12 protein-coding genes are annotated in these 12,505 nt (G+C 61.2%); 4 read left to right on the forward strand and 8 right to left on the reverse strand.

Annotated elements, in window-relative coordinates; translation table 11 throughout:
- The first annotated feature begins 64 nt into the window (after nucleotides 1-64).
- Entirely contained in the window at nucleotides 65-2,437 is a 2,373-nt protein-coding gene (locus tag HQL44_10205; protein ID MBF0268955.1) for a cache domain-containing protein, read from the forward strand.
- On the opposite strand, the gene pyrC is transcribed toward HQL44_10205, so the two are convergent.
- A complete protein-coding gene (gene pyrC / locus HQL44_10210) occupies nucleotides 2,371-3,681 on the reverse strand; it encodes a dihydroorotase (GenBank protein ID MBF0268956.1) in 1,311 nt (436 codons plus the stop codon). The genes HQL44_10205 and pyrC overlap by 67 nt on opposite strands.
- The gene (locus HQL44_10215; GenBank protein ID MBF0268957.1) at nucleotides 3,674-4,630 is read right to left on the reverse strand and encodes an aspartate carbamoyltransferase catalytic subunit; all 957 of its coding nucleotides are present in this window, start codon (nucleotides 4,628-4,630) and stop codon (nucleotides 3,674-3,676) included. The genes pyrC and HQL44_10215 overlap by 8 nt, the downstream gene beginning before the upstream one ends.
- Before the next feature lie 163 nt (nucleotides 4,631-4,793).
- On the opposite strand from HQL44_10215, the gene HQL44_10220 reads away from it, so the two are divergent.
- Entirely contained in the window at nucleotides 4,794-5,756 is a 963-nt protein-coding gene (locus tag HQL44_10220) for an ABC transporter ATP-binding protein (protein MBF0268958.1), read from the forward strand.
- 14 nt (nucleotides 5,757-5,770) lie between these two features.
- The gene (locus tag HQL44_10225) at nucleotides 5,771-6,676 is read left to right on the forward strand and encodes an alpha/beta hydrolase (GenBank protein MBF0268959.1); all 906 of its coding nucleotides are present in this window, start codon (nucleotides 5,771-5,773) and stop codon (nucleotides 6,674-6,676) included.
- Nucleotides 6,677-6,781: 105 nt separating this feature from the next.
- On the opposite strand, the gene HQL44_10230 is transcribed toward HQL44_10225, so the two are convergent.
- Entirely contained in the window at nucleotides 6,782-7,882 is a 1,101-nt protein-coding gene (locus HQL44_10230; protein MBF0268960.1) for a microcin C ABC transporter permease YejB, read from the reverse strand.
- Nucleotides 7,883-7,983: 101 nt separating this feature from the next.
- Between HQL44_10230 and HQL44_10235 the strand changes: the two genes are divergently transcribed.
- Nucleotides 7,984-8,538 carry a hypothetical protein gene (locus HQL44_10235; GenBank protein ID MBF0268961.1) on the forward strand — a complete coding sequence of 185 codons (555 nt, stop codon included), beginning with the start codon at nucleotides 7,984-7,986 and terminating at the stop codon, nucleotides 8,536-8,538.
- Nucleotides 8,539-8,558: 20 nt separating this feature from the next.
- Here the strand turns inward: HQL44_10235 and HQL44_10240 are convergent, their stop codons facing one another.
- The 5 genes from HQL44_10240 to HQL44_10260 form a co-directional block, all read right to left on the reverse strand.
- The gene (locus HQL44_10240) at nucleotides 8,559-8,897 is read right to left on the reverse strand and encodes a type II toxin-antitoxin system MqsA family antitoxin (protein ID MBF0268962.1); all 339 of its coding nucleotides are present in this window, start codon (nucleotides 8,895-8,897) and stop codon (nucleotides 8,559-8,561) included.
- Entirely contained in the window at nucleotides 8,894-9,226 is a 333-nt protein-coding gene (locus HQL44_10245) for a type II toxin-antitoxin system RelE/ParE family toxin (protein ID MBF0268963.1), read from the reverse strand. The genes HQL44_10240 and HQL44_10245 overlap by 4 nt, the downstream gene beginning before the upstream one ends.
- 61 nt (nucleotides 9,227-9,287) lie before the next feature.
- Nucleotides 9,288-11,111 carry an ABC transporter substrate-binding protein gene (locus HQL44_10250; GenBank protein MBF0268964.1) on the reverse strand — a complete coding sequence of 608 codons (1,824 nt, stop codon included), beginning with the start codon at nucleotides 11,109-11,111 and terminating at the stop codon, nucleotides 9,288-9,290.
- A complete protein-coding gene (gene hisN / locus HQL44_10255; GenBank protein MBF0268965.1) occupies nucleotides 11,108-11,872 on the reverse strand; it encodes a histidinol-phosphatase in 765 nt (254 codons plus the stop codon). Before hisN ends, HQL44_10250 begins: the two co-directional genes overlap by 4 nt.
- 1 nt (nucleotide 11,873) lies before the next feature.
- Complete coding sequence (locus HQL44_10260) at nucleotides 11,874-12,428, reverse strand: cytochrome c family protein (GenBank protein MBF0268966.1); 555 nt, start codon at nucleotides 12,426-12,428, stop codon at nucleotides 11,874-11,876.
- Nucleotides 12,429-12,505 lie beyond the last annotated feature (77 nt).

Consider the following 12,505-nt stretch of genomic DNA (forward strand, 5'->3'; position numbering starts at 1 on the left):
ACTTGTCAATATTCTGGCCTGCCCCTATTGTCGTTGTGGGAATTTTCGTTTGGAGGGCGCAGCCATGTTTAAGAGATTATCCGGTCTTTCTATCACCACGCGCATCGTCGCCGTCAACGTGGTCGGCTTCGTCCTGGCCGCGACCATCATCGTCGCCGTCATTCTATCCATCGTTTCGTCCAGCCTAGCCGAGCAGGCGATCTTAAGCCAGGAAGGCAACGTCAGGGTGCTGAACCAGATGTTGCAGGCCAAGGGAAATGGCGGGCCGCACCAGATCGACGGCAAGCTGGCCTGGGGAAATTTCATCATCGACGGCAATCACGAGATTCCCGACAGCCTGAAACAGGCGCTTGGCATCGCCGTCAGCGTTTTCGACGGCAAGGTCCGCGCCTCGACCAACGTGGTGAATGCCGAAGGCAAGCGCGTGGTCGGCTCGAAATTCCCGGAAGGCGCCATTGACCAAACCGTCTTCGGCGAAGGCAAAGCCTTCAACGGCGAATCCCAGGTCGCGGGCAGCACCTACCTTGTGCGCTATGAGCCAGTGAAGGACGCGGGCGGCAAGATCATCGGTTCGATCGCCACCGCACTGCCCAAGGCTAAGTTCTTCGCCATGCTGGACACCATCATGATTTCCGCCATCGCCGTGGCCAGCGTCATTTGCTTGGTCAGCTGCCTAGCTTTGTTCTTCGTAACCAAATCACAGCTTGGCGTCATCAAGCGACTGACCGCCAATATGGAACGCGTTACGCGTCATGATTACGCGGGCAGCATTCCCGGCACCGAGCGCGGCGACGAAATCGGCATCATGGCCAAGGCGCTGGATGGTTTCCGCCAGTCCCTGATCCGCGCCGACGAAATGGACAAGCGCCAAGAGGCCGAACTGGCCAAGCGCGAACAGCACCGGACGAAAATGGACGAGGTCACGCACAACTTCGCCCAGGCTATCGAATCCGTGGTCGATAAGGTGACGACGGCGTCGATGGGATTGCGGCACAGCGCCGAAGGTCTTTCCAACGCCGCCGACCTGACGCTCAACAAATCGACTTTCGTCAACCAGGCTTCGGAAACCGCTTCGACCAACGTTGATTCCGTAGCTTCCGCCACCGAAGAATTGTCGGCATCTATCGGCGAGATCAACCGTCTGGTCAGCGACGCGACGGATGTCGCCGGGCGCGCGGTGGGCGAGGCCGACGACGCCAACATGATGGTTCAGGGCCTAGCCCAGGCCGCAGGCAAGATTGGCGAGGTGGTCAATCTTATTAATGACATCGCCTCGCAAACCAATCTGCTGGCATTGAACGCCACCATCGAGGCGGCCAGGGCGGGCGATGCCGGCAAGGGCTTCGCCGTCGTCGCCAACGAAGTGAAGTCGCTTGCTAACCAAACCGCCAAGGCGACGGAAGACATTCAAAAGCAGGTGGCCTCGATCCAGGCAGAAACCGAGAAAGCCGTCGATGCCATTACCGCCATCGGCACCACCATCGGCAATATTTCCGCCATTACCTCGTCTGTGGCGACGGCGGTCACCGAACAAAGCGCCGCCACCAATGAAATTGCCCGCTCGGTGCAGCTGGCCTCCAGCGGCACCCGCGACGTCAGCGTCAATATTGCCGACGTCACGGCGGCGGCGCGTCAAACCGAATCCAGCGCCTCGGAAGTGCTGGCCGCGGCCCAGGATCTGGGCGATCAGTCGGGTTCTTTGAAAAAAAGAGGTCGAGGCCTTCATTGCCATGGTGCGGGTGGCTTAGAGCATCCTGCGATAAATCTGGCGCGGGAGACTCTAAAGCTGCTTCTTTTCGCCGATCCTAGGCTCGCTTCCATCGAGCAGGCGTTCGATGTTCGCCCGGTGGCGCAGGAATCCCAGCATGGCCAAAGCCAGGGCCAAGGCGGCGTGGGAGGGGCTTGCGAAAAGATAGGCGAAGATCGGCGACAGGCCCAGCGCCGCCAGAGCCGACAGCGACGAGATGCGCGACAGTTTCGCCGTGATCAGCCATGTGACGATGGCGGCCAGTCCGGTGGGCCAGGAAACGGCCAGCAGCGTGCCCAACGTGGTCGCCACCCCCTTGCCGCCCTTGAATTTCAGCCAGACCGGAAAATTATGTCCGACCACCGCGAACAGACCGGCGATCATCGCCGTGTCCATATCCGCCAAGGCCAGGGCGATCAGCGCCGCCACGGCCCCCTTGACGCCATCCAGAATCAGCGTGGCGGCAGCCAGACCCTTGTTGCCGGTGCGCAGCACGTTGGTGGCGCCGATATTGCCCGAACCGACGGCGCGGATATCGCCAAGCCCCGCCGCGCGGGTCAGCAACAAGCCAAAGGGAATCGACCCCAGAAGATAGCCGCACAAGGCGGCAAGCAGGACATCGGTCAAGTGTCTGCCTCAAGCGAGAAGACCGGACGCCCGTCGATGATGGTCTTCAGCACGCGCCCCTGAACGGGGCGTCCGTCGAAGGGCGAGTTCTTGGATTTCGAACGGAAGTTGTCGGCCACCACCTTCCAGGGGCGGTTTGGATCGAACAGCATCAAATCGGCGGGCAGGCCCTTTTCAAGCCGCCCCGCCTTCAATCCCATGATGGCCGCCGGTTTGTGGGTCAGATTGGCCAACACATCCAAGAGCGACATGGCCTTGTTGTGATACAGGTCCAGCGAAACGGCCAGCAGGGTTTCCAGGCCAACGCCCCCGAAGGCGGCTTGGGCGAAAGGCAGGCGCTTCGAATCTTGATCCTGGGGCGCGTGATCCGAAGCGATGGCGTCGATGGCGCCATCCTTCAATCCCTCGACCACCGCTTGGCGGTCGGACTCGTCTCGCAAGGGCGGCGACAATTTGGCGAAGGTGCGCCAACCATTCACTTCCAGTTCGTTGAGCGCGAAATAGGGCGGCGCGGTGTCGCAGGTGACGCGCACGCCCCGGGCCTTGGCCCGGCGCACGGCTTCGATGCTTTCGGCGGTCGAAACATGCGCCGCGTGATAGCGCGCCCCGGTGGCGGCAACCAGCCGCAGGTCGCGTTCCAGCATGATCACTTCGGCTTCCTTGGGAATGGAAGGCACGCCCAGGCGCGTCGCCATCTCGCCGGAATTCATCGCCCCGCCCAGGGCCAGCGCCGGTTCCTCGGGATGCTGCACGATCAAAAGATCGAAGGTGGATGCGTAAGACAGGACGCGGCGCATCACGCGAGCATCGGAAAGCGCATGCACGCCGTCGGTAAAGGCCAAGGCGCCCGCCTGGGCCAGCAGGCCCAGTTCGGCCAGTTCCTTGCCCGCCAGACCCTTGGTGGCGGCGGCATAGGGATAGACCTTGACCAGCCCCACCTTGCGGGCGCGCCGGGCTACGAATTCCACGCTGGCCACGTCGTCGATGATGGGATCGGTATTGGGCAGGCAGACCATGCTGGTGATGCCGCCCGCCACCGCCGCCTCGGCCGCCGATTTCAGCGTTTCCTTATGTTCCTCACCTGGTTCGCGCAATTGCACGCGCATGTCGACCAAGCCCGGAGACAGGCAAGCCCCCTTGCCGTCCACCACCTGAATGCCCGAAGGCACGCGCCATCCGGCGCTGGCCTTGAAAAGATTGGGGCCGAAATCGGCGATTTCCTCGCCTTCGGTCAGAAGCGCGCCCACCGCATCCAGTTTCGTCGCCGGATCAAGCAAGCGGACATTGATATAGGCGACCTTAACCATGATTGGGCCTCGCCTGATCCAGATTGCGGGTCAGCGTTTCCAGGCAGGCCATGCGCACGGCGACGCCCATTTCCACCTGTTCGCGGATGACGCTGCGCTCGAAATCGTCGGCCACCTCGCTGTCGATCTCGACGCCGCGGTTCATTGGGCCGGGATGCATGATCAGCGCGTCGGGCTTGGCTTCCTTCAGCTTGTCGTAGTCAAGGCCGAAGAAGTGGAAATATTCGCGGATCGAGGGGATATAGCTGCCCTGCATGCGCTCGTTCTGCACGCGCAGCATCATCACGATGTCCACATCCTTAAGGCCCGCCGCCATGTCGTGAGAAATCTCGGCGCCCAGCCGGTCGGCTTTCACCGGCAGAAGCGTCTTGGGGGCGACGAGGCGCACCCTGGCCCCCATGGCGTTCAGCAAATAGATGTTCGAGCGCGCCACCCTGGAATGCAAAACGTCGCCGCAGATGGCGACCAGCAGGCCGGAAAGCCTGCCCTTGCGACGCCTGATGGTCAGCGCATCCAACAGCGCTTGGGTGGGATGTTCGTGGGTGCCGTCGCCGCCATTGACCACCGCGCAATTGACCTTGTCGGACAACAGCTTGACCGCGCCCGAATCGGGATGGCGCACCACCAGCACATCGGCATGCATGGCGTTCAGCGTCATGGCGGTGTCGATCAGCGTCTCGCCCTTGGCGACCGAACTGTTGGCGACTTGCATGTTGATGACGTCGGCGCCCAATCGCTTGGCCGCCAGTTCGAAGCTGGTGCGGGTGCGCGTCGAATTCTCGAAGAACAGATTGATGATGGTGCGACCGCGCAGCACGTCGAGCTTGCGGCCGGGCTTGCGGTTCTGATCGACATAGCTGTCGGAAAGATCGAGCAAATAGGATATCTCCTCGGAAGTCAGCCCTTGGATGCCGAGGAGATGTCGGTGCGGAAAAGCGGATGTGTTCATGAGCCATCATCCTAGGGGGTGCGGGGCATTTGGGCAACCCGGCCTGCAAGAAGGGGCGGTTTTCAGGGGATTTTTACCCCACCCCCGGCCCCAGGACTGGAAAGAAGCGCGCGAATCGTTATGTTTATGGCGTCCTGACCTGAACCCCTGCTAAAACAGCATCATGAGCGACTTACCCGATTTGGCCGTCGATATTTCCGGCCTGACCAAAACCTATGGCGGACAGAATGGGCGTCCGGCCAAACTGGCCCTGGATGGCGTGACGCTGTCCATTCCCAGAGGCTCGTTCTTCGGACTGCTGGGACCCAACGGGGCGGGCAAATCGACCCTGATCAACATCCTGGCCGGGCTGGTCAACAAAAGCCTGGGCACTGCCAGGGTGTGGGGCCACGACATTGACGACGATGTGCGCTTGGCAAGGCTGTCGATCGGCGTGGTGCCGCAGGAACTGAACCTGGACCCTTTCTTCACCCCCTTCGAAATGCTGGAAGTGCAGGCTGGCCTTTACGGCGTGCCCAAGGCCAAGCGGCGAACCCTGGAAATCCTGGCCGCCATGGGGCTGGCCGACAAGGCGCATTCCTACGCCCGCACCCTTTCAGGCGGCATGCGGCGCAGGCTTCTGGTCGCCAAGGCCCTGGTGCATAGCCCGCCGGTGCTGGTGCTCGACGAGCCGACAGCGGGGGTCGATATCGAGCTGCGCCGCAATCTGTGGGATTATGTCCGCCAGTTGAACGCGGCGGGCACCACCATCTTGCTGACCACCCATTATTTGGAAGAGGCGGAAGAGCTGTGCGACCGCATCGCCATCATCGATCAGGGCCATCTGATCGCCTGCGAGGAAAAGCCCGCCCTGATGCAACGCCTGGACACCAAGGGTCTTACGCTCACCCTGGCGCAGCCGATCACGGAGATTCCAGAAACGCTGGCGCCCTTCGCGCCCGAGATCAAGGAAGGCGGCAAACTGTTTATCCGCTACCGGCCCAGCGCCACTGGGGTCGGGCGCATCCTGGAAGCTGTGCGGGAATCAGGGCTGGTGTTGGTTGATCTGACCACCCACGAGGCAGACCTGGAAGACGTGTTCCTGGCGCTGACCCGAGCGGCGCGCGCGGAGCATGGCGCGCCGTGACAGGCAAGAGCGTCATGACGCTGCTTGCTCTTCTTCTGGGCGCCTGCACGCCGCGGATCGAATCAGCCGGTCCAGCCACCCAGGTTCCCAGCCTGTCCGATGGCGCCTTGATCATGGCCGACGGCGCAAAACTGCCTCTGCGCCGCTGGTTCCCCGAAGAACCGCCCTTCGCCGTGGTGCTGGCCCTGCACGGCTTCAACGACTATTCCAAAGCCTTCGAGATGCCGGGGGCTTGGCTGGCGGCCAGGGGTGTCGCCGTCTATGCCTACGATCAGCGAGGTTTCGGCCAAGCGCCGCATCCCGGCCTGTGGGCAGGGGCAAGCAGCATGACCGGCGACTTGCGCCTGGCCGCCAAGCTGATCAAGCAGCGCCATCCCGCCACGCCTCTCTTTCTGCTGGGCGACAGCATGGGCGGCGCCGTGACCCTGGCCGCCCTGGCTTCTGACGCGCCGCCCGCATGCGATGCCGCCATATTGGTCGCCCCCGCCCTTTGGGGCCGCGACGCCATGATCTGGCCGCAGCGCGCCGCCTTGTGGCTGGCCGCCCATACGCTGCCTTTCGTCACCGTCTCGGGGCGCGGCTTGAACCGCAAGCCTTCTGACAATATCGAGATGCTCAGGGCGTTGGGCCGCGATCCTTTGGTCATCAAGCAGACGCGCATGGACGCCATTCATGGCCTGACCGACCTGATGGACGAGGCGCTGTCGAGTGCTCCGAAACAGAAAGGCCCGCTGTTGCTGCTGTATGGCGGCCAGGAAGAGATCATCCCCAACGAGGCGACAAAGCGTTTTCTAGACGGCTTGCCCAGACCCGAGATTCAGCAGACGCGTTTCTATCCCACGCATTATCACATGCTGCTGCGCGACCTGAATCCAGAAGACGTTTACCGGGATATTTTGGATTATATCAAGCGGCCTTAATTTGCGCGAATGGCCGCTTGAACGCGGGCAAAGCCCGCGCGCCGGGTTCCACCCCGGCGAGAGCCAAGGGTTGCGGAGCAACCCGCCCGGCGCATGAGGGCAATATCAACGCGCTTCAAAGTCGATCCTGGGATCAACGAAGTGATAGGTCAGGTCGCTGACCAGATTGAGCAGCAGGCCGATCAGGCCGAAAATGAACAAGGTGCCGAACATCACCGGATAGTCGCGGTTGATGACGGCCTCGAAACCCAGCAGACCGATGCCGTCCAGAGAGAAGATCACCTCGATCAGCACCGAGCCGGTAAACAACATGCTGACCAGGGCCGACGGGAAGCCCGCGATCACCAGCAGCATGGCGTTGCGAAAGACATGGCCGTACAACACCTGCTGCTCGCTTAGGCCCTTGGCCCTGGCGGTCAGCACATATTGCTTGGTGATTTCTTCCAGGAAAGCGTTCTTGGTCAGCATGGTCAGTTGCGCGAAACCGCCGATCACCATCGCCGTCACCGGCAATGCGATGTGCCAGAAATAATCGAGGATGCGGGCAGGCCAGGACATGTCGGCCCAGTCGGGCGAGGTCAGGCCGCGCAGCGGGAACCAATCTAGAAAGCGACCGCCCGCGAACAGCACGATCAGCAGAATGGCGAACAGGAACCCCGGCACCGCATAGCCGATCACCATCGCCCAACTGGTCGCCACGTCGAACCTGGACCCGTCGCGCGTGGCCTTCACGATGCCCAGCGGGATCGACACCAGATAGATGATCAGCGTGCTCCACAGGCCCAGGCTGATCGATACCGGCAGTTTCGAGGCGATCAGCGACACCACGCTTTCGTCGCGATAGAAACTTTTGCCGAAGTCGAAGGCCAGATAATTCGAGATCATCAGCCCGAAACGCTCCAGAGGCGGCTTGTCGAAACCGAACATGCGCTCGATCTCGGCCACGTAACTGGGATCAAGCCCCTGGGCGCCGCGATAGGCCGCCGATGGATTGACTCCGCCCGGCGCTTGGGCGGGCCTGGCCATCTCGCCCGCAGCACTTCCCGAAATGCGCCCCTCGGCCGACATGCCGGTTCCTTGGATCTTGGCCAGCATCAGATCGACCGGCCCGCCGGGGGCCAACTGCGCAAAGCCGAAATTGATCAGCATGATGCCGAACAAGGTCAGCGGAATCAGGGCCAGTCGTCGAATGATGTAGGAAATCATGGCAGGGATTATGTGCTTAGGAATTGCGTTTACTCAAGCTGGGATTGCGGTCGCCAGGAATACGACCTATAGTTTAGCGCCTAGATTTTGGGGGTGAGGCCATGAATTGGGTTGCTCATATTCTTTCGTCTGAGTTTGTTTGGGGTGTTGTTCTGGGACTTTTGTTATCAGTTGTTGTTGCCATGGTCAGTTCATGGCTTGAAACCAGGAGCCGTCGAAAAAATGTAGCCTTCTTATGCCAGAATCTCATTGGCAGTGTATGCGACCTTATCCAAAACCTGGAAGATAACCGCGACCGCAACCGTAGGATAGAGCATGAATTTCTTGAGACTATTACGGCAGAGGTAATCGTATACGGAAGGAACAGAGAATACCTTGTTGCTCTCCCGGACGAAACTCTACGCAAGGATGTGCGAGTATTTTTTACGCGGGTTGCAGCGCAGTTAGCGCAAGTCAATGGATTTCTTAACCGCTTTTACGAAGCAGACCGCGCCTTAAAATCGGAAATGGATTCAGGGAGAAAGCAACAACACGAACAAGCGGCAATTGCCTTCCTTAATGATGCGCATAAGGCATGTGATCGGCTACGAGAACTGCTTGCAAAGAGGGAAAGCATAACCGCTCGTCTCAATCAAGCATCAAGGGGGATTCTCTAGCTCAATTCGCAAACTGACAATCACCCCGCCAGCGCCCTGACGACTGCATCTGGTTCGCGCTCGATGACGGTCAAAAGAACGCGGGCCGAGCGTTCGGGCACGCGGCGTCCCTGCTCCCAATCCTGAACCGCGCGCACATCCAAACCAAAACGTTCGGCGAAACGTTCGCGACTTAGCTTCAGGCGCTTGCGGATGCTCCTGATCCGGGCCGCCGATGGATCGTCGATCAAGCGGCACGGCAAATCGATCTCGCCGCGCACATGGGCCAAAACTTCCTTCAGGGCGGCTTCAACCTCGCGCCCCAATTCCGTCCGCCTCGCCGATTTCGTCTTTTTCTCAGGAAATCGTTGCGCGTTCATTTGCCCTGCTCCTCATTTTTAATCCCAGCCACCAATTTGGACCATGCCTTCTTGTCGGCGGGTGACAGGTCCTCTTGCGCCGCCTTGGAGTAGGCCGTCAGCAAATAGATCGTTTCCGGCCCAGCATGATAGAAAAAGATCGTCCGGATGCCGCCTCTTTTGCCACGCCCGGAACCAGCCCACCGCAATTTGCGGATACCGCCCGTTCCTGGAATGACCGGTGCCGACATGGGTGAAGCAGCGATGGCGGCTTCCATGTCCCGGCGCTCGGAATCCGAAACAAGCCTGGCGATGGCGCGTTCGTAAGTCTTGGTGGTGAAAATTTCCATCTGGCCGCATTATGCGGCATTGCCGCATCCTGGGCAAGCGGATTCTGCGGCATTGCCGCAGCTACTTCCCCCCGCCCTTGGCCTTCGCCAACGCTTCGGCTTTGGCGCTGTCGATCCACCAAGCGTCGAACTGGACGCCCTGGCGCGGGATGATTTTAGGCTGGCCGAACTTGTCCCAATAGGCGACGCGGTCATAGGCGATGTGCCAATGCGGCACCACGTAATGGCCCCAAACCAGCACGCGGTCCAAGGCCCGCACCGCGTCGACAAGGCTTTCGCGGTCGGGCGCCGAGATCACCTTGGCGATCATCGCGTCGGCAGCCGGATTCTTAAGGCCGATGGAATTGCGCGAGCCGCGCATGTCCGCCGAGGCCGAGCCGTAGAAGTCTTGCAACTCGTTGCCGGGCGATTCCGAAGCACCCCAGACATCCACCGTCATGTCGAAATCGAAGCTGTCGGTGCGGTTCTTGTACTGCGCCGTGTCCAGCGTGCGGACCGAGGCGTCGATGCCCAGCTTCTTCAAATTCTCGACATAAGGCAAAGCGATGCGTTCGAAAGCGGGCGAACTTAGAAGAATCTCGAAGGCGAAGGGCTGGCCGCTTTTTTCGTTCACCAGCTTGCGGTCCTTGACCACCCAGCCCGCCTCTTTCAGCAAGACCAGGGCGGCGCGCAGATTCTCGCGCGGATTTCCGTCGCCGTTGGTGGCGGGCGCCTTGAACTCTTTGGTGAAGACCTCGGGCGGCAATCGGTCCTTAAATGGCTCCAGCAACTTCAACTCGCCAGCGCTGGGCAGGCCCTTGGCCGACAAGTCGGAATTGGCGAAATAGCTTTCGGTTCGCTTGTACTGTCCATAGAACAGATTCTTGTTCGACCATTCGAAATCGAAGGCTAGGCCCATCGCTTCTCGCACCCGCCTGTCTTGGAAAAGCGGGCGGCGCTGATTCATCACGAAGCCCTGCATGCCCACCGGGCGCTGGTTGGGCAAGGTTTCCACCTTCATCAATCCCGCCTTCACGGGGGCGGCGTCCTTATATTCGGTGGCCCATTTCTTCGACTCGTTCTCGGCCCTGAAATCATATTCGCCCGCCTTCAGGGCCTCCAGCGCCACCGTGGCGTCGCGGTAGAAATCGATGCGGATGCGCCCGAAATTGTGCAAACCCTTCATCACCGGCAAATCCTTGGCCCAGAATTTGTCGTCCAGCTTATAGACGATGCTGCGCCCGGCCTCGGCGCTGTCCACACGGTAAGGACCGCTGCCCAGGGGTGCCTCCAGCGTCGTTGCCTCGAAATCGCGCTTGGCCCAATAGGCCTTCGACAAAATGGGCATCTGACCGATGATCAGCGGCAGTTCGCGGTTGGCTTCTTTACCGAAGGTGAATTTTACCTTCAAGGGTCCCAGGGCTTCGGCCTTGGCGACGCCTGCGTAATACAGGCGATAGAAGGGAGCGCCCTTGGCTTTCAGCGTATTGAAGCTGAACGCCACGTCATCGGCGGTGATCGGCGTGCCGTCGTGGAATCTGGCGATCTGGCGCAGATTGAAAATCACCCATTCGCGCCCAGGAGGCATTTCTATCGTCTCGGCCACATAGCCATATTCGCTGAAAGGCTCGTCGGCGGCGTTGGACAGAAGCGTGGAAAACAGCAGGCTGATATAGGAGGGCGCAATTCCCTTGACGATGAAAGGATTGAGATTGTCGAAGGTGCCAATCTGGGCCAGACGCGCCTCGCCGCCCTTGGGGGCACTGGGATTCACATAGTCGAAGTGCTTGAAGTCGGGCGCGTATTTCACGGTACCGTGCATGGCGATGCCGTGGACGGGCTTCACCTCCTGAGCCTGGGCGCTGAAGGGCAAAAGCAGCGCCATCGCGACAAAAAGACGTTTCATGAATTCAAAACCTCCAGGGCCTGGGCGTGCAGTTGTTTGTCTCCCGCCGCCAGGATGCTGCCATCGGATTGCAGATTGAGCGGCTGGCCTTGCCAGTCGGTCACGACGCCGCCCGCCGCTTCGACCACCGGCACGATGGCGGCGTAATCGAAGGGCTTCAGCCCGGCCTCGCAGACCAGATCGACAAAGCCGGTGGCCAGCAGCGCATAGGCGTAGCAATCGGCACTGCCGCGCGACAATTTCACTCGCTGGCGCAACCGCTCGAAACGGGCCAGTTGATCCGCCTTGAAGATTTCAGGCCCCGTGCTGTGCAGGGCGGCCTTGCCAAGGTCGGGGCATGGCCGTACCCGCACCGGCTTGCCATTCAGCGTGCAGCCGCCGCCCGATAGGCCCAGCCAGCGTTCCTTGGCGACCGGTTGGTCGATCACGCCCAGCACGGGCTGGCCTGCCGACCACAAGCCAATCAGCGTGCCGAAACAGGGCATGCCGGTAATGAAGGAGCGCGTGCCGTCCACGGGGTCCAGCACCCAGACATGGCTGGCGTCCAATCGCTCGTTGCCGAATTCCTCGCCCAGGATGCCGTGGTCGGGGAAGGTTTGGTTGATCAGGGCGCGCATGACGCGCTCGGCCTCGCGGTCGGCGATGGTGACCGGACTGTCGTCGGCCTTGTCGTCGACATCGATGGGCTGGCGCCAATATTTCAGAATCTCGGCTCCGGCAGCGTCGGCCAGGCGCATCGCCAGAGCTTCGAATTCGCGCATGTTATTTCGCCCCTGCCGATTTCAGATAGGCGATGACGGCGGCGCGGTCTTCGGGCTTGGCCAGCCCCTTGAAGGTCATCTTGTTGCCGGGGATCGCCTTTTTAGGGTCGGTCAGATAATTGTCCAGGGCGGCTTCGCTCCAGGCTTCTTTGCTGGCGGCCATGGCGTCGGAATATTTGAATCCCGCCACCGAGGCCCTGGCCCGCCCGACCACGCCAGCCAGATTGGGACCGGTCAGATTCTTGCCGCCGGGTTCAGCCGTATGGCAGGCCTTGCATTGGGAAAACACCTTTTTTCCCGCCTCGAGCGGGCTGGCGACGGCGGCCACGTCCTGGGCGGGCGGCGGCGAGGCTTCGGCGACCGGGGCCGGAGCAGTTGGGGCCGGAGTGGCCGCTGGGGCCGGTTCGGCTGCGGGCGCTGCTGCGGGCGCGGGTTCGGGTGGGGGGGCCACCACGGAAGGGGTCGGCGCTACCGCCACAGAGGGGGCGGGCTTGGCTGGCGCAAAGAGCAGATCGCCCAGCACATTCAGCGCCACGGCGAACAAGACAGCGCCCATCAGAGCGCCGCCCCAAGCCAGCAGGCCTGAAAATGAACAAGATTTTTGGCACATGGTCATCTCTCCCCGTTTGCCCA

Source organism: Alphaproteobacteria bacterium (assembly GCA_015231795.1).
Taxonomy (GTDB): Bacteria; Pseudomonadota; Alphaproteobacteria; order Rhodospirillales; family WMHbin7; genus WMHbin7.

Excerpts from the sequence above, each read along its gene's own strand:
- HQL44_10205 (MBF0268955.1), top strand. The coding sequence starts at position 65 with ATGTTTAAGAGATTATCCGGTCTTTCTATCACCACGCGCATCGTCGCC.
- pyrC (MBF0268956.1), bottom strand. The coding sequence starts at position 3,681 with ATGGTTAAGGTCGCCTATATCAATGTCCGCTTGCTTGATCCGGCGACG.
- HQL44_10215 (MBF0268957.1), bottom strand. The coding sequence starts at position 4,630 with ATGAACACATCCGCTTTTCCGCACCGACATCTCCTCGGCATCCAAGGG.
- HQL44_10220 (MBF0268958.1), top strand. The coding sequence starts at position 4,794 with ATGAGCGACTTACCCGATTTGGCCGTCGATATTTCCGGCCTGACCAAA.
- HQL44_10225 (MBF0268959.1), top strand. The coding sequence starts at position 5,771 with ATGACGCTGCTTGCTCTTCTTCTGGGCGCCTGCACGCCGCGGATCGAA.
- HQL44_10230 (MBF0268960.1), bottom strand. The coding sequence starts at position 7,882 with ATGATTTCCTACATCATTCGACGACTGGCCCTGATTCCGCTGACCTTG.
- HQL44_10235 (MBF0268961.1), top strand. The coding sequence starts at position 7,984 with ATGAATTGGGTTGCTCATATTCTTTCGTCTGAGTTTGTTTGGGGTGTT.
- HQL44_10240 (MBF0268962.1), bottom strand. The coding sequence starts at position 8,897 with ATGAACGCGCAACGATTTCCTGAGAAAAAGACGAAATCGGCGAGGCGG.
- HQL44_10245 (MBF0268963.1), bottom strand. The coding sequence starts at position 9,226 with ATGGAAATTTTCACCACCAAGACTTACGAACGCGCCATCGCCAGGCTT.
- HQL44_10250 (MBF0268964.1), bottom strand. The coding sequence starts at position 11,111 with ATGAAACGTCTTTTTGTCGCGATGGCGCTGCTTTTGCCCTTCAGCGCC.
- hisN (MBF0268965.1), bottom strand. The coding sequence starts at position 11,872 with ATGCGCGAATTCGAAGCTCTGGCGATGCGCCTGGCCGACGCTGCCGGA.
- HQL44_10260 (MBF0268966.1), bottom strand. The coding sequence starts at position 12,428 with ATGGGCGCTGTCTTGTTCGCCGTGGCGCTGAATGTGCTGGGCGATCTG.